15 protein-coding genes are annotated in these 16,543 nt (G+C 67.4%); 2 read left to right on the top strand and 13 right to left on the bottom strand.

Going from position 1 to position 16,543, the window contains the following annotated elements; all coding sequences use genetic code 11:
* Positions 1-7: 7 nt before the first annotated feature.
* Entirely contained in the window at positions 8-1,414 is a 1,407-nt protein-coding gene (gene gltX, locus FHW78_RS05095; RefSeq protein WP_183638532.1) for a glutamate--tRNA ligase, read from the bottom strand.
* Between the two features lie 176 nt (positions 1,415-1,590).
* Here gltX and lpxH point away from each other — a divergent pair, with 176 nt between their 5' ends.
* Positions 1,591-2,340 carry a UDP-2,3-diacylglucosamine diphosphatase gene (gene lpxH, locus FHW78_RS05100; RefSeq protein ID WP_183638535.1) on the top strand — a complete coding sequence of 250 codons (750 nt, stop codon included), beginning with the start codon at positions 1,591-1,593 and terminating at the stop codon, positions 2,338-2,340.
* An 84-nt stretch (positions 2,341-2,424) separates the two neighbouring features.
* On the opposite strand, the gene FHW78_RS05105 is transcribed toward lpxH, so the two are convergent.
* The 8 genes from FHW78_RS05105 to FHW78_RS05140 form a co-directional block, all read right to left on the bottom strand.
* Entirely contained in the window at positions 2,425-3,243 is an 819-nt protein-coding gene (locus FHW78_RS05105) for a ferritin-like domain-containing protein (protein WP_183638538.1), read from the bottom strand.
* Positions 3,244-3,317: 74 nt separating this feature from the next.
* Positions 3,318-4,787 (bottom strand): amidophosphoribosyltransferase, encoded by a 1,470-nt coding sequence (gene purF, locus FHW78_RS05110; protein ID WP_183638541.1) that lies wholly within the window; start codon positions 4,785-4,787, stop codon positions 3,318-3,320.
* Positions 4,788-4,808: 21 nt separating this feature from the next.
* Positions 4,809-5,396, bottom strand: a complete 588-nt coding sequence (locus FHW78_RS05115; RefSeq protein ID WP_255443144.1) for a CvpA family protein — start codon at positions 5,394-5,396, stop codon at positions 4,809-4,811.
* A 16-nt stretch (positions 5,397-5,412) separates the two neighbouring features.
* Entirely contained in the window at positions 5,413-6,405 is a 993-nt protein-coding gene (locus tag FHW78_RS05120; protein ID WP_183638547.1) for an SPOR domain-containing protein, read from the bottom strand.
* A gap of 67 nt (positions 6,406-6,472) precedes the next feature.
* Positions 6,473-7,750, bottom strand: a complete 1,278-nt coding sequence (gene folC, locus FHW78_RS05125; RefSeq protein WP_183638550.1) for a bifunctional tetrahydrofolate synthase/dihydrofolate synthase — start codon at positions 7,748-7,750, stop codon at positions 6,473-6,475.
* Positions 7,751-7,752: 2 nt separating this feature from the next.
* On the bottom strand, positions 7,753-8,331 hold the full coding sequence (locus FHW78_RS05130; protein WP_183638553.1) for a hypothetical protein: 579 nt from the start codon (positions 8,329-8,331) through the stop codon (positions 7,753-7,755).
* Positions 8,332-8,352: 21 nt separating this feature from the next.
* Entirely contained in the window at positions 8,353-8,997 is a 645-nt protein-coding gene (locus FHW78_RS05135; RefSeq protein WP_183638557.1) for a histidine phosphatase family protein, read from the bottom strand.
* Positions 8,998-9,121: 124 nt separating this feature from the next.
* Entirely contained in the window at positions 9,122-11,293 is a 2,172-nt protein-coding gene (locus FHW78_RS05140) for a S46 family peptidase (protein ID WP_183638560.1), read from the bottom strand.
* 207 nt (positions 11,294-11,500) lie between these two features.
* On the opposite strand from FHW78_RS05140, the gene tdh reads away from it, so the two are divergent.
* Positions 11,501-12,535 carry an L-threonine 3-dehydrogenase gene (gene tdh, locus FHW78_RS05145; RefSeq protein ID WP_183638563.1) on the top strand — a complete coding sequence of 345 codons (1,035 nt, stop codon included), beginning with the start codon at positions 11,501-11,503 and terminating at the stop codon, positions 12,533-12,535.
* Between the two features lie 136 nt (positions 12,536-12,671).
* On the opposite strand, the gene FHW78_RS05150 is transcribed toward tdh, so the two are convergent.
* The 4 genes from FHW78_RS05150 to cysT form a co-directional block, all read right to left on the bottom strand.
* Positions 12,672-13,481, bottom strand: coding sequence for a TorF family putative porin (locus FHW78_RS05150; RefSeq protein ID WP_183638566.1), 810 nt, complete (start codon positions 13,479-13,481; stop codon positions 12,672-12,674).
* 134 nt (positions 13,482-13,615) lie between these two features.
* Complete coding sequence (locus FHW78_RS05155) at positions 13,616-14,695, bottom strand: sulfate/molybdate ABC transporter ATP-binding protein (protein ID WP_183638569.1); 1,080 nt, start codon at positions 14,693-14,695, stop codon at positions 13,616-13,618.
* Positions 14,696-14,704: 9 nt separating this feature from the next.
* Positions 14,705-15,667: a sulfate ABC transporter permease subunit CysW gene (gene cysW, locus FHW78_RS05160; protein WP_183638572.1), complete on the bottom strand. Its 963-nt coding sequence runs from the start codon at positions 15,665-15,667 to the stop codon at positions 14,705-14,707.
* Positions 15,664-16,524 (bottom strand): sulfate ABC transporter permease subunit CysT, encoded by an 861-nt coding sequence (gene cysT, locus FHW78_RS05165; RefSeq protein ID WP_183638575.1) that lies wholly within the window; start codon positions 16,522-16,524, stop codon positions 15,664-15,666. The genes cysW and cysT overlap by 4 nt, the downstream gene beginning before the upstream one ends.
* Positions 16,525-16,543 lie beyond the last annotated feature (19 nt).

Consider the following 16,543-nt stretch of genomic DNA (forward strand, 5'->3'; position numbering starts at 1 on the left):
CCTCGTTTCAGGCCGCTCCGCCTGTCTTGATAAGCGCTGCATCGATGCGTTTCAAGGCCTGCTCGCGTCCCGCCAGGTAGACGGTCTGGGAAATGTCCGGGCTGACCTGGGTACCGGTGATCGCCACCCGCATCGGCTGGGCAACCTTGCCCATGCCGGTTTCCAGCGCGGCGGCGGTGTCGTGCAGGGCGGCGGACACCGACTCGACGGTCCATTCCGTAGCCTGCGCCAGCAGCTCCCGCGCCTTGGCCAGCGGCGCGTGCGCGGCGGCGGTGAGGTGCTTGGCGACCGCGGCCTCGTCGTAGCTCTCCAGCGGCAGGTACCAGACGGCGGCGCGCTCGGCCATTTCCTTCAGCGTCTGCACGCGATCACGCATCGCCACCACCACTTCGGCTGGACGCGGACCCTGCCCGACATCCAGGCCCAGCTTGCGCAGCTGGTATTCCAGGTGCGGTGCGATGGCATCCGGCTCGTCCGACTTCAGGTAATGCTGGTTGACCCAGCCCAGCTTGGCCATGTCCAGGCGCGCGGCCTTGGAATTGACGTCCTCCACCGAGAACAGGTCGATCAGCTCCTGGCGGCTGAATATTTCCTGGTCGCCGTGCGACCAGCCCAGCCGCGCCAGGTAGTTGATCAGCGCGTGCGGCAGGTAGCCGGCGTCCTTGTATTGCATCACGTCGGCCGCGCCGGTGCGCTTGGACAGCTTGGCGCCCTGTTCGTCCAGGATCATCGGCATGTGCGCGAACTTCGGCACCGGCACGCCCAGCGCCTCGTAGATGTTGATCTGGCGCGGGGTGTTGTTGATGTGGTCGTCGCCACGGATCACGTCGGTGATACGCATGTCCCAGTCATCGACGACCACCGCGAAGTTGTAGGTGGGAAAGCCGTCCGGACGGAAGATCACCATGTCGTCGAGTTCGCTGTTGCTGATCTCGATGCGGCCCTTGATGCGATCGTCGAACACCACGCTGCCTTCGGTGGGATTCTTGAACCGGATCACCCGGTTGGGATCCTCGCGGCAAGGCAGGTTCAGGTCGCGGGCGCGGCCGTCATAGCGCGGCTTCTGCTGGGCGGCCATCGCCGCCTCGCGCATGGCGTCGAGTTCCTCCTTGCTCTCGTAGGCGTAGTACGCCTTGCCGTCGGCGACAAGCTGCTCGGCGACCTGGCGGTACCGATCGACGCGCTGGGTCTGGTAGATCGGGCCTTCGTCGTAGTCCAGCACCAGCCAGTCCATCGCTTCCAGGATCGCATCGATGGCGGCCTGGGTGCTGCGCTCGCGATCGGTGTCCTCGATGCGCAGGATGAAATCGCCGCCGCGATGCCGCGCCTCCAGCCAGCAGTACAGCGCGGTGCGGGCACCGCCGATATGCAGGTAGCCGGTGGGGCTGGGGGCGAAACGGGTACGGCAGGTCATGGACGGACTCGGCAAACTGAATGGGGCGATTTTACCTTGAAGGCGGGGATTGGGGATTCGGGATTGGGGATTCGGAAAAGCTCGACCGCATGAAAACTTCGGTTTCCCTCCGCGAATGGCTATCCCTCCAATCCCCAATCCCGAATCCCCAATCCCGGCTGCCTTATCATCCCCCCATGACCACGCTCTTCATCTCCGATCTGCACCTGGATGCCGAACGCCCGGCCATCACCGAACTTTTCGGTGCCTTCATGCATCGCGAAGGGCGCCAGGCCGAGGCGGTGTACATCCTGGGCGACCTGTTCGAAGCCTGGGTCGGCGACGACGACCCGTCCGAAACCGGCGCCTACGTGGCCGACCGCATCCGCGAAGTGGTCGATCTGGGCGTGCCGGTGTACTTCATCCGTGGCAACCGCGATTTCCTGGTCGGGGACGCCTTCGCCCGGCGCGCCGGCATGCGCATCCTGCCGGATCCGGCGGTGGTGACCCTGTACGGCCGCCCGACCCTGTTGATGCACGGCGACCTGCTGTGCACCGACGACGTCCCCTACCAGCAGTTCCGCGCGCAGACCCGCGATCCGGCCTGGCAACGACAGTTCCTCGGCCAACCGCTGGCCGCGCGCCTGGCGTTCGCCGCGCAGGCGCGCGCTGCCAGCCAAGCACGCCAACAGGGCATGATCCAGGACGACCGTGCGCAGTTCGAAACCGTCACCGACGTGACCCCGGCCACCGTGGAAGCCACCCTGCGCCGGTTTGGCGTGGATACGTTGATCCACGGTCATACCCACCGTCCCGCCATCCACGACCTCGGCATCGATGGCCGCGCCTGCCGGCGCATCGTGCTGGGCGACTGGTACGAACAGGGCTCGGTGCTGCGGGTGGACGCGAACGATTGGATCCTCGAATCCCTGCCCTTCACCCCGTAGAGCGGAGCTTGCTCCGCTGACGCCATCCGCACGCCCCCACCGCCGAGCAAGCTCGGCGCTACACGTAGAGCGGAGCTTGCTCCGCTAACGCTGCGCTTCCGCCTGCAGGGCGAGCAGTTCGTCCTCGTCGAAGCCTGCCATCAACCGCGCCTGCAGGTTGAACGGACCATGCAGGTAGCCGCCCGCGTACTGCTTCAACAATTCGCGGAATCGCTCGCGCGGCTCGATGCCGGCGTGTTCGCAGTGCCAGCGGTACCAACGCGACCCGGCGGCGACGTGCGCGACTTCCTCGCGCAGGATGATTTCCAGGATGTCGGCGGTGGCATCGTCGCCCAGTTCACGCAGCTTGACGATCATTCCCGGCGTGACATCGAGCCCGCGCGCCTCCAGCACGCGCGGCACCAGCGCCATCCGCGCCAGGCCGTCGTGCGCGGTCTTCTCGGTCATTTCCCACAGGCCGTTGTGGGCGTCGAAGTCGCCGTAGTCATGGCCGTACCCGCGCAGGCGATCCCGCAGCAGCATGAAATGACGTGATTCGTCGCAGGCCACGCCCACCCAGTCGGCATAGAAATCCGCCGGCAGGCCACGGAACCGATACACCGCATCCCACGCCAGATCGATGGCGTTGAGTTCGATGTGCGCGATGGCATGGATGAAGGCCGCCCTGCCCTGCGGATTGCCCAGGCCGCGGCGCGGCAGATCGCGCGGATGCACCAGCGCCGGTCGCGGCGGTCGCCCCGGCATGCGGATCGGTTCGGGTGCCGGTGCTTCCGTCGGAACCGCCAGTTCGCCGCGCTGGAAGGCGTCGGCGAACCGCTGGGTCAACGCCACTTTGTCATCGACGATCGCCGCATCCAGGCAGATGCGCGCGGCGTCGAACAGATTGCCCGGCAAAGCACTCATGACAAGTCTGGATGCTTCAGGTAATTCGTTCCCGGCTTTTTGCCAATCCCGAATCCCAATCCCCAATCCCGCCCTCAAGACACCCGGCGCTTGCGCTTGGCTTCGTCCGAACGCGCCTGCTGGATGCGCTCGAAGTAGCCGGACTCGATGCCGGTGACGTATTCGCCGTCGAAGCAGGACGAATCGAACCTGGTCAGTTGCGGATTGCCTTCGCGCACCGCCGCTTCCAGGTCTTCCAGGTCCTGGTAGACCAGCCAGTCGCAGCCGAGCAGCTTCTCGATTTCCTCGACGCTGCGATCGTGCGCGACCAGTTCGTCCACCGCCGGCATGTCGATGCCGTAGATGTTGGGATGGCGCACGGGCGGCGCCGCCGACGCGAGATAGACCTTGCGCGCGCCCGCGTCGCGGGCCATCTGCACGATCTGCTGCGAGGTGGTGCCGCGCACGATCGAATCGTCGACCAGCAGCACCACCCGGTTGCGGAATTCCAGGTGGATCGGATTGAGCTTGCGGCGCACCGATTTCACCCGCTCGCTCTGGCCCGGCATGATGAAGGTGCGGCCCACGTAGCGGTTCTTGATGAACCCTTCGCGGTACTTCACGCCCAGCACGTTGGAAATCTCCAGCGCGGCGTCGCGCGAGGTATCCGGAATCGGGATGATGGTGTCGATGTCGTGATCAGGGCGCAGGCGCAGGATCTTCTCGCCCAGCTTCACGCCCATGCGCATGCGCGCCTTGTGCACCGACACGTTGTCGATCATCGAGTCCGGGCGGGCGAAGTAGACGTATTCGAAGATGCAGGGCGCGTGTTGTTTCGGCTCGGCGCAGATCTCGGAGAACAGCTCGCCGCGCGCGGTGATCACCAGCGCCTCGCCCGGGAGCACGTCGCGCACCCGCTGGAAGCCCAGGATGTCCAGCGCCGCCGACTCGGAGGCGACGATGTATTCGAAGCCCTCGTTGTGCTCGCGCTTGCCCAGTACCAGCGGACGGATCCCGTTGGGATCGCGGAACGCCACCAGGCCCAGGCCCAGCACCACGCTGACCACGGCATAGCCGCCGCGCACCCGGCGATGCACGCCGGCGACCGCGCGGATGGCCGTTTCCGGCGACAGCGTGCGCTGCAGGTCCAGTTCGTGGGCGAACACGTTCAGCAGCACTTCGCTGTCGGATTCGGTGTTGATGTTGCGGCGATCCTGGGCGAACACTTCCTGGCGCAGCGCCTCGGTGTTGATCAGGTTGCCGTTGTGCGCCAGGGCGATGCCGTAGGGTGAATTGACGTAGAAGGGCTGCGCCTCGTCCATGCCCTCGGAACCGGCGGTGGGATAGCGGCAGTGGGCGATGCCCACGCGGCCTTCCAGCACGCTCATGGCCTTGGCGTTGAACACGTCGCGGACCAGGCCGTTGTCCTTGTGCACGCGCAGGCGGGTGCCGTCGGCGGTGGCGATGCCGGCGGCGTCCTGCCCTCGGTGTTGAAGGACGGTCAGCCCGTCATAGAGCTGGCCGGCAACATTCTGGTTGCCGACGATGCCGACGATACCGCACATGGATGACGCTCTCCGGTTCGATCAGTTCGAAGCTGGCGGGGAATCTGGAGCTTGCTGCGCGCCGGCTTCGTCCAGCGGCGGGGGCAAGGCGGGAAGGACGCCATTATCGCCTGCCGGGGCGCCGAAGCCAAAATCCAGTTCCGATACGGTCCATTCCGGCAGCCAGCGGCTCAGCCATTGCGCGCCCGGCAGCAGCACGGGTACCAGCCGCGACTGCGCCCAGGACGGCTCGCGCGGCAGGTCGGTGAAACCGGCCAGCAGGATCAGGATGCAGGCCACCAGCGCGCCGCGCGCCAGGCCCAGCGCCAGCCCCAGCAAGCGGTCCAGCGCCGACAGGCCAATCGCCTTGACGAGCAGCCGGACCAGCCAGCCGACCAGGCCAACCACGATCATCACCACGATGAAGCTGAGCGCATAGCCGCCGAACAGTTCGGTCGCGCCCGGCGTGCCGCCCTCGGCGAGGATGCCGGCGACCTGCGCGCCGTAGTGGAATGCCACCCAGCCGGCCAGCAGCCAGACCAGCAACGACGCCAGTGCGCCGATGAAACCGCGCAGCAGGCCGAACAGGGCCGACGCGCCGATGACGGCGGCCAGCACGAGGTCGATCATCGGCATCCGTCAGGCATCAGGGATGCGGACGGACCATGCCGCTGATGCCGAATTTGGCCGCCACCTGCGCCTTCAGCTGATCGGCGTCGGCGCGGCTGGCCACCGGGCCCACCCGCACGCGGCTGAGGGTGCCCTTGTCGGTGCGGACCTGCTCGACGAAGGCGCTGAAGCCGCCGGCGCGCACCTTGTCGCGCAGCGCGGTGGCTTCCTCGGGCTTGGAAAATGCACCCAACTGCACGGCGAAGCCGACGTTGCTGGCGGCCGGCTTGGGCGGCTCCGGCTTGGCCGCCGGCGCGGTCGGGGGCTTGGCCGGGGCGGTGGCGGCCGTCGTGGCCGGCGCCGGAACGGGCTTGGCCGGCGCGGGTCTGGCCGGTTCCGGCGGCAGCGCCTGGGTGGTCACCGCGGGCGCCGGGGCGGCGGCCTGGGCCACCGAGGGCGTGGTCGTCGCGGCGGCCGGAGCCGAGGCGGTCTCCGCGCCGGCATCGAGCACCACCACCTGGGCCTTCACGTCGCTGCGGATCTTCACCGCTTCCAGCCGCCGGGATTCGGCGATGGCGCGATCCGGATAGGGTCCGATGCGGACGCGGTAGGCGCTGCGGCCATTGATGGTGGCGGCCTCGCGGTAACCGGGCAACCCGCCCTGCTTGAGCCGGGCGATGACCGCATCGGCGTCGGCGGCAGTCGCGTAGGCACCGAAACTGACCGCGTAGTTGCCGCCGGCGGTCGCCGCCGGCATCAATCCGCGATCGGCCGGCGCGGCGGCATCGGGCGAGGTCGCCGGAGTCGCCGCGGGCAGGCCGACCGCGCCGTTGGCGGGGGCGCCGTCCGGCGTGACCAGCGGCAGTTCGCGGGTTTCATACTGTCCTTCGGGCGCATCGGGCACTTTCAGCGGCACATCCGAAACGCCGCTGTCGGGGGCCGGTCCCTTGACCAGCATCGGCAGGAAGATGACCGCCAGCGCGACCAGGACAATCGCGCCGATCAGACGCTGTTTCAGAGCAGTATCCATCAGAACCCACGCTACGCCGCGGCGAGAATGCCGCAGGGATTATACGGTGCCGATTCCGGGCTTCCCGTCATTCGGATGAACGCAGGGCGAGCAGCGCTTCGGCGGCGGTGTGGAAGGAACCGAAGACCAGGATCCGCGAGCCGTTGATCGCCCCGTCCCGCGCCGAGGCCAGCGCATCGGCCACGCTGGCGTGACGGCTTCCGTTCGCGGCGGCGGTCTCCCCCAGTCGCGCGGCGAGCGCGTCCACGTCCTGTCCGCGCGCGGTTCCAGGCTCCAGTCCTGCCAGGTGCCAGCGCACGTCGAGTCCATCGAAGGCGGCCACCACGCCCGCCGCGTCCTTGTCGGCCAGCGCGGCATAGACCAACTGCGTCGGCGCGGTCGGCTGCGCGCGCAGCCATGCCGCCAGTTCGCGCGCGGCCTGCGGGTTGTGGCCGACGTCGACGACGATGTCGACGCCGTCGCGCACCAAGGCCTGCAAACGCCCCGGAAGACGCGCCGCGGCGATGCCTTCGGCGAACGCGGCTTCCGGCGGCGGAGTGCCGAGCGCGCGCAGCGCGGCGATCGCCGCGGCGGCGTTGTTGCGCTGGATCGGGGCGGCCAGGGATGGATTCGGCAGTTCCAGTTCCGCACCGACCTCGCGCCAGCGCCAGCGCTGCCCGTCAATCGGTTCCTGGAAGAAATCGCTGCCCAGCCGCAATGCGTTGGCGCCAATCGCGTAGGCGTGGCGCAGCACGCTGGACGGCGAATCGATCTCGCCCAGCACCAGCGGTTTCCATGCGCGTGCGATGCCGGCCTTCTCCTGGCCGATGCTCTCGCGATCCGGTCCCAGCCAGTCGACGTGATCGATGTCCACCGTGGTGATCACCGCGACGTCGGCATCGATCAGGTTCACCGCGTCCAGGCGTCCGCCCAGGCCCACTTCCAGCACCGCCAGATCCAGCTGCGCATGCTGGAACAGCCACAACGCCGCCAGCGTGCCGAATTCGAAATAGGTCAACGGCACCTCGCCACGCGCGGCCTCCACCGCGGCGAACGCGGCGATCAGTTGCGCGTCGCCGGCCTCGTCGCCATCGATGCGCACGCGCTCGTTGTAGCGCAGCAGGTGCGGCGAGGTGTACGCGCCCACCCGCCAGCCGGCGGCGCGGGCGATGGATTCGATGAAAGCGACCGTCGAGCCCTTGCCGTTGGTCCCGCCCACCGTGATCACCTGCGCGGCCGGCCGGGCCAGTCCCAGCGCGTCGGCCACCGCGCGCACGCGCTCCAGGCCCATCTCGATTGATTTCGGATGCTGGCGCTCGATGTAGGCGAGCCAGTCATCGAGGGTCTGCGGAAGAGAGGAAACCATGTTCAATCCTGTGAGTAGACGTGCTGGATGCTGAAACCCAGCGCGGAGCGGCGGCCGGCCAATACGACCTCGACCTGCTGATTCGGATGACGATCGTAGAACGCTTCGCGGATGCACAGGTAGGAGGGAAACGCGCCTTCCATCGGGCCGCCGTACAGCCGATGGTCGCAGGAACGGCGGCTGCGGCTGTAGCGGGTTTCCATCGCGTGGATTTCGCGGACTTCGTTGCCGAAGACGCGGGTGAACGCCCACGGCAGGGTCTTGATGGCGATCAGCCAGGAAACTAAGCCCAGCATCAACGGGATGGCCAGCAGCAGGAACAGGAACCGGAGCAGGCCCCGATCCACGAATTGGCCCATGCGTCCCTTGCGGCTGGCATGGGCGAACAGCAGCGCGGTCTCGATCACGCCGACGATCAGGAAGATCACCGCCACGTGGATACCCCGCAATGCCGGCGCCGGTGCGAAGTCGACGAACATGCCGACGAACACGAGGATCAGCACCGCTATTGCCGCCGACGTGCTGATCCATTGTTCGCGGGTCGGCTGTTCGGTGCCGAACGCGCCCTGCTTCCAGCCCATGCCGGACGCCCTGCGAGCGGGTTACAGCGCGCGGTGTTTGGCTTCGCCGAAGAACGGCGTGTGGTGGGCGCAATCATTCAGGCGCACCACTTCGAGCCGCTCCACGTCCGGGCCTTCCAGCAGGTTCAGGGTGGTCGGCGCCTGGCGGAAGGTCCACAGCTTGGCGATCGGCAGGCCGAGCACGCGGCACAGGATGACCCGGTTCACCGCGTCATGCGCGACCACCAGCAGGGTGTCGCCATCACCCAGTCCTTCTGCCGCGCGCGCCAGTCCACGCCACGAGCGGTCCAGCACCTGCCGCAACGATTCGCCGCCCGGCATCAGCACCGTGTCGGGTTCCTCGCGCCACGCCTGCAGGCGCGCCGGATCCTTCTCGTGGATTTCACTGGCCAGCAGGCCTTCCCACTCGCCGTGGGCGATTTCCTGCAGATCCTCGTCGGTGGTCAGCATATCGGCACGCGTCGCACCCAGCGCGTAGCGGGCCGTGGTGGCCGCGCGGGTCAGCGGCGAAGCCACCGCGCGGGAGATCGGAAGATCCTGCAACCGTTGGCCCAGCGCCTGCGCCTGCGATTCACCAATGGGTGAAAGGGGAATGTCGATCTGGCCCTGGTAGCGGCCTTCGGCGTTCCACGGCGTTTCGCCGTGGCGGGCAAGCAGGATGCGCATGCGTGGGGGATTCCGGCTGGGGGAGCGCCATTTCCAACCCCGGAAACGGCAACGGGAGCGGATCATACCGCTCCCGTCGCCCGGTTCCGCCCTTTTTTCGAAGGTCAGACCATTTGGTTACCGCTTATTTCGCCGCAGGAACGTTCATTTCCTTCAGCAGCTGCGGCGCCGGGTAGACCTCCTGCATGATCCAGCGCAGGTAACGGCCGTCCACCGCGATCATGCGGGTCATCTTGGGATCGAACACCCAGTTGGAGCTGACCGATTCCCAGTTGCCGTCGAAGGCCAGGCCGACCAGCTTGCCGTTCGCGTCCAGCACCGGCGAACCGGAGTTGCCGCCGGTGATGTCCAGATCCGACAAGTAGTTCACCGGCACCGAGCCGATGCGCTTGTCTTCCAGGCCGCCGTAGCGCTTGGCCTTGACCGCGTCCAGCAGCGCCTTCGGCGAGTCGAACGGATCCTGCCCGGTCTCCTTGGCCACCACGCCTTCCAGAGTGGTGAACGGGGTGTAGGCCACGCCGTCCTTGGGCTCGTAACCCATCACGTTGCCGAAGGTGATGCGCAGCGACAGGTTGGCGTCCGGATAGACGAACTCGCCCTGGCTCTTCTTGTAATCGGCCAGCGCCTGCAGGAACACCGGGCGCGCGACCAGCGCCTCGCCCATCCGGGTCTTGCGCTCCTGTTCGAGCTTCAGCAGGGTCGGCATCACCGCCACCGCGTACTGGATGGCCGGATCGTTGCTGGCCTCGAACGCCTTGCGATCGGCCTTCAGCCATTTCAGGCGTTCTTCGGTGTTGCCCAGCTGGGTGCCGGCCAGCTTGTCGAGCGCGCGGTTGACCGCGGCGGCGTCATTGCCGCCCAGCCAGGCGTCGACCGCGGCCACGTGCTGGGCGGCCGGAAGCTTGACGTACTCGTTGAGCCAGTACTGCTGGATCTGGCGATCCATCGCCGGCACGTAACGGCGCTCCATCTGCTTCATCGCGCCTTCGATGCCCGGCAGATCGCGTTCCTGGTAACCGGATTCGCGCTCGGCGTTGGGCTTTTCGTTCTCGATCGCCAGGCGGTACAGCGTGCTCGCCACGCCGATCACGCCACTGTTGCCGAACTGGCCGACCACCAGATCGCGATCACGGGTGCTCTTGGCCTGCTCGGCCAGCGCCACCAGCCTGGCGTGCGCGTCCAGGGCCGCCTTGCCCTGGCCACCCTGGCCCTTGAGCCAGTTCAGCACCGCGGTCTCCTCGGCATGCTTCTGGCCGGCGGCGTCGATGCGCTTGAAGCCTTCCAGCTGGCCCTCGAAATTCTTGCTGGTGTTGTTCCAGCCGGCCATGCTGCTGGCGTACTTCACCGCGATGTCCGGGTTGGTCTTGCCGGCCGCCTTCACCATTTCGATCAGCGCCTTGTAATGGCGCGCGACGGTCGGGTAGGTCCAACTGGCGGTGTTGTCGAATTCGGTGGCCAGCGCATAGCGGTTGGTGGAACCCGGATAGCCGGCCACCATCACGAAGTCACCGGCGCCCAGCGGCTGGTCGGCGAACTTCAGCCAATGCTTGGGCTGGTACGGCACGTTGTCCTTGGAGAACGCGGCCGGCTTGCCATCCTTGCCGACGTAGGCGCGGTAGAACGAGAAATCGCCGGTGTGGCGCGGCCACATCCAGTTGTCGATGTCGCCGCCGAACTTGCCGATGCTGCCCGGGGGCGCGTACGCCAGGCGCACGTCCTTGATTTCCAGGTTCTTGAACAGCCGGTACGTGTTGCCGCCGGAGAAGCTGTACAGGCGGCAGCGGAAGCCGCCTTCAGCCTCGCAGTCGGCGACCAGCTTCTTGTCGAACGCTTCCAAGGCCTGGGTACGCGCCAGCGGATCGTTGCCGGCGGCGGCGATCGCGGCCTTGGCCTCGGCGGTCACGTCCTTGATGTCGTCCAGCACGTAGACGCGGGCGTTCGGACCGGCGCTGACCTCGTCGGCCAGGGTCGGGGCGTTGAAGCCGTCCTTGATCAGGTTCTTCTCGGCGGTCGAGTTGAGCTGGATGGCACCGTATGCGCAGTGGTGGTTGGTCACCACCAGGCCCTGCGGGGAGACGAAGCTGGCGGTGCAGCCGCCCAGCGCGACGACGGCGCCCATCGGGTCGCCGGTCAGGTTGGACAACTGCTCCGGCGACAGTTTCAGGCCGGCCTTCTTCAGCGGGCCGGCAATCTCCGGAAGTTGCTGCGGCACCCACATGCCCTCTCCGGCATGGGCGAGGCCGGCCGGCGCGAGGCAGGCCACGGCGAGTGAGGCAGCAAGCAGGTTAAGGCGCATGGGTACATCCCCTCGGAAAAATGAGCGTTAGATTGTAACGGTCGGGGCCGTCGGGCCGACCATGACTTTCGGCCTAGGTCCGTGGGCGCCCCGCGCGCGCCCCGGCACCCGACGGAACGAAAGCCCGCACGGGCGGCGCCTTACCATACGGTTCCGGCCGCCCGCGTATAATCCGCGCCCTCACCGTCCCGGTCCGGAACACATTCCATGACGCAAATGATGAAGGCGCTGGTCAAGCGCGAAGCGGCCAAGGGCATCTGGCTGGAAGAGGTGCCGGTGCCGCAGCCCGGTCCGAACGAAGTGCTGATCAAGCTGGAGAAGACCGCCATCTGCGGTACCGACCTGCACATCTTCCTGTGGGACGAATGGAGCCAGCGCACCATCCGCCCGGGCCTGGTGATCGGCCACGAGTTCGTCGGTCGCATCGCCCAGATCGGTCCCGGCGTCACCGGCTACACGGTCGGCCAGCGCGTCTCGGCCGAAGGCCACATCGTCTGCGGCCACTGCCGCAACTGCCGCGGCGGGCGCCCGCACCTGTGCCCGAACACCGTCGGCATCGGCGTCAACCGCGACGGCGCATTCGCCGAGTACATGGTGATGCCGGCCAGCAACCTGTGGCCGATTCCGGACCAGATCCCCAGCGAGCTGGCCGCGTTCTTCGATCCCTACGGCAACGCCGCGCACTGCGCGCTGGAATTCGACGTCATCGGCGAGGACGTGCTGATCACCGGCGCCGGTCCGATCGGCATCATTGCAGCGGGCATCTGCAAGCACATCGGCGCACGCAACGTGGTGGTCACCGACGTCAACGACTATCGCCTGAAACTGGCCGCCGACATGGGCGCCACCCGCGTGGTCAACGTCGCCAACACCTCGCTCAAGGAGGTGATGGCCGACCTGCACATGGAAGGCTTCGACGTGGGCCTGGAAATGAGCGGCAACCCGCGCGCGTTCAACGACATGCTCGACTGCATGTACCACGGCGGCAAGATCGCCCTGCTCGGCATCCTGCCCAAGGGCGCCGGCGTGGACTGGGATCGGATCATCTTCAAGGGCCTGACCGTGCAGGGCATCTACGGCCGCAAGATGTACGAGACCTGGTACAAGATGACCCAACTGGTGCTGTCCGGCTTCCCGCTGGGCAAGGTGTTGACCCATCAGTTGCCGATCGACGAGTTCCAGAAGGGTTTCGACCTGATGGAAGCGGGCAAGGCCGGCAAGGTCGTACTGAGCTGGACCTGAGTCCTGGTTCCTTCCCCTGCGAGCGGGGGAAGGTGCCGAAGGCGGATGGGGGCGAGCACCGAAGGTGCTTCGCAACAGCCAACCGCAAAAAAGGGCGCCTTGCGGCGCCCTTTTTCCTTGCCCGCATGCGGCAGACTCAGTTGCCGATGCTGATCGTCAGCGCGACCCGGTTGTCGTAGATGTCGCCATCGGCCTTCAGCACGTCGGCATCGGAGCCGAAGGTCGTGTAGTAACCGAGGGTCGCGGTGGCCGGACCGAAGGTCTTGTTGAGGGTCAGCGCACCGTCGAAGTAATCGGTGACGCCATAGTTGAAGCGCTCGCCCTCGATCCATTCCTCGCCGTTGTCGATCGAGGTGTAGCCGACCGAGGCACCGACCGAGAAACCGCTTTCGCCGAACTCGTAGGCGGCGGCCAGATTGGCATAGCTCTCCTTGGCCTTCGGGGTCAGATCGCCGTAGTCCGGCGCGTAGGCGAGCATGCCGGAGATTTCCACCGGGCCGGCCCAGGTGAGCTTGGCGATGTACTCGTTGTAGTCGCCGCTCGGCACGCCGGAGCTTGCGCCGTGATACGTGTAGCGGACCGCGCTGACGTCCAGGTTCCAGCTGTCGTTGAAGTCGTAGCTGTAGCCGACGAAGGCATCGAGTTCGAAGTTCGGGCCACGCAGCCCGGCTTCCGGATCCGGATCGCCGAAGTCGACGTTGGAGCCCCACACGCCCACGTACAGGCCGAACGGCGCGGTGTAGGTCAGGCCCGGCTGAAAGGCGGGACCTTCGTCGGTCTGGGAAACGCCACGGAAGACGTAGTCGGTGGTAACCGCGACCGACCAGGTGACGGGGGATTCGGACTCGGCCTCGGCTTCGGCCGCGGCCTCCTGCGCAAACGAAACGAACGGAACCGCCGCCAACAGGGCGACGGCAAGGGCGGTACACAATTTGACTGGCTTCATCCGGGCTCTCTCCAGGTTGGTATCGGCGTTGATCGCGCAGGCCGGTCCCACTCCGACCTTGGACACGTGCCTGAAGCACGTGTTTACGGTTTTTTAACCGTCTGCCGGATATTGCGATGCAACAATCGCCGCCGTCAAGTGCCCGAAGCCGCCATTCCGCCCCCAGCTCCGTCCACGTTCGCGGGGAACCAGCCGAACCGCGCCGGCACCAGATGCAGGCGCTGCCCGGCCGCGTAACCAGCCTCGTGGGCCGGCAGTTCCACCTCCACCTCCCGGCCCGAGCCGGCCAGTTCCGCCCGCAGGCGCAGGCGCGGTCCGTTGCGCTGGCCGGACAGTACCGTCGCCGGCCAGCCGCGGCCGGCCGGATCCACGCGCAGGTCCTCCGGCCGCACGAACAGTTCCGCCGCACCTTCGCCGCCTGCGCGTCCGCCCGGCGACAGGGTTCCGCCCTCCGCGCGCAGCTCGCCCTGGTGCCAGTGCGCGGGCAAGCGATTGACCGCGCCGACAAAGGAATAGATGAAGGGCGAGGCCGGCGCGTCGTAGACCTCGGCCGGGGTGCCGACCTGTTCCAGCTTGCCGCCGTTGAGGATCGCCACCCGATCGGCCAGCTCCAGCGCTTCCTCCTGATCGTGGGTGACGAACAGCGTGGTCAGGCCGGTGCGATCGTGCAGTTCACGCAGCCAGCGGCGCAGATCGCGGCGTACCTGGGCATCAAGCGCGCCGAAAGGCTCGTCCAGCAGCAGCACGCGTGGTTCGATCGCCAGCGCGCGCGCCAGCGCCACCCGCTGCCGCTGGCCACCGGACAGTTGCGCGGGATAGCGCCCGCCCAGCCCTTCCAACTGCACCAGCGCCAGCAGTTCCTCGACGCGCGCACGGATGCGCGTCTCGGGCCAGCGCTGCGCACCGCGCCGGACCCGCAGGCCGAAGGCGATGTTGTCGGCCACGTCGAGATGGCGAAACAGCGCATAGTGCTGGAAGACGAAACCGGCCCGGCGTGCCTGCACGCTCAGCCCGGCCGCATCCTCGCCGTCCAGCAGCACGCGGCCGCGATCGGCGTGTTCCAGTCCGGCGATGATCCGCAGCAGCGTGGTCTTGCCGGATCCGGAGGGCCCCAGCAGCGCCAGCAGTTCGCCCTGCCGCACCTCCAGCCGGATGTCCTGCAGCGCCGCGTAATCGCCGAATTGCTTGCCCACGTGTTCGATGGTGATGCCCATGCTTCTACCTCAGTGCCGATGATTGGCGGCCAGCGCCTCGCCGTGGCGCCATTCCAGGTACGACTTCAGCGCCAGCGTCACCAGCGCGGACAGCGCCAGCAGTGACGCGGCGGCGAACGCGGCGCTGTAGGCGTATTCGTTGTAGAGGATTTCCACGTGCAGCGGCAGCGTGTTGGTCCGCCCGCGGATATGCCCGGATACCACCGACACCGCGCCGAACTCGCCCATCGCGCGCGCACTGCACAGCAGCACGCCATACAGCAACGCCCAACGGATGTTGGGCAGGGTCACCCGCCAGAATGCCTGCCAGCCGCTGGCGCCGAGGCTGAGCGCGGCCAGCTCCTCGTCGATGCCCTGCTGCTCCATCAGCGGCATCAGTTCGCGGGCGATGAAGGGAAAGGTCACGAAGATCGTCGCCAGCACGATGCCCGGCAGCGCGAAGATGATCTTCGGCAACTGCAGCGTCACCTCGCCCACCAGCGGCAGCGAGAAACGCCAGCCCTCGTCGATCAGCGGCCAGGCCCAGCCCTGCGCACCGAAGATCAGCACGAAGATCAGGCCCGCCACCACCGGCGAGACCGCGAACGGCAGATCGATCAATGTCACCAGCCAGCGCTTGCCGGGGAACTCGTGCTTGCTGACCGCCCAAGCCGCGGCGACGCCGAACACCAGGTTCAGCGGTACCACGATGGCGGTGACCAGCAGGGTCAACCGGATCGCCGCCAGCGCATCGGGTTCGCGGATCGCGGTGAGAAACGCCGCCCATCCGCCGCGCAACGCTTCCACGAACACCAGCAGCAGCGGCAGCAGCAGGAACGCCAGCAGGAAACCCAGCGCGCCGGCGATCAGCAGCAGCTGCGCCCAGCGCGGCTCGGTGGTTGCCGATCGCCTGCGGTGCGCCCTGGCTTCGGAAGAAACCTCGGCAAGGGAATCATGCGGCAGCGGGATCACGGCGGATATGGCCTCGCTCATCCCTGGCTCCGCGCGGTGCGCGCCAGCCGCGATTGCAGGCTGTTGATCGCCAGCAGCAGGACGAACGACAGCAACAGCATCGCCGCGGCGATCGCGGTCGCGCCGGCGTAATCGAATTCCTCCAGCTTGATGGTGATCAACAGTGGCGCGATCTCGGATACACCGGGCAGGTTGCCGGCGATGAAGATCACCGAACCGTACTCGCCGACCCCGCGCGCGAACGCCAGCGCGAATCCGGCCAGTACCGCCGGCCACAGGCCCGGCAACACGACGCGGCGGATGGTCTGCCAGCGGTTCGCGCCCAGGGTCGCGGCGGCCTCCTCCAGTTCGCGCTCGGTTTCGGCCAGCACCGGCTGCACCACCCGCACCACGAACGGCAGGCCGATGAACACCAGCGCCACGGTGATGCCCAGCGGGGTATAGGCCACTTTCACTCCCGCCGCTTCCAGCCAGCGCCCCAGCCAACCGGTCGGTCCGTACAGCGCGGTGAGCGCGATGCCGGCCACCGCGGTCGGCAGCGCGAACGGCAGATCGATCATCGCGTCGAACAGGCGCTTGCCGGGGAACCGGTAGCGCACGAATACCCATGCCACCCAGGTACCCATCACCGCGTTGAATGCCGCCGCCGCCAGTGCGGTTCCAAAGCTCACCCACAGCGCCGACAGCACGCGCGGCTCGGTCCAGATCCGCCAAAGGCCCTCCAGGCCCAGGCCGCTCGCCTTGACGAACACGCCCACCAACGGAATCAGCACGATCAGGCCCAGCCAAGCCAGCGTGTAGCCAAGGCTGAGGCCGAAGCCGGGGATGATCCGGCGACGGCGTACCGGATTCGCCCGCGCATCAATCACGGCGGCCATTCACGGCCTCCGACAGGAA

The sequence above is a fragment of the Pseudoxanthomonas sp. OG2 genome (genome assembly GCF_014192765.1).
In the GTDB taxonomy this organism is placed as follows: domain Bacteria; phylum Pseudomonadota; class Gammaproteobacteria; order Xanthomonadales; family Xanthomonadaceae; genus Pseudoxanthomonas_A; species Pseudoxanthomonas_A beigongshangi.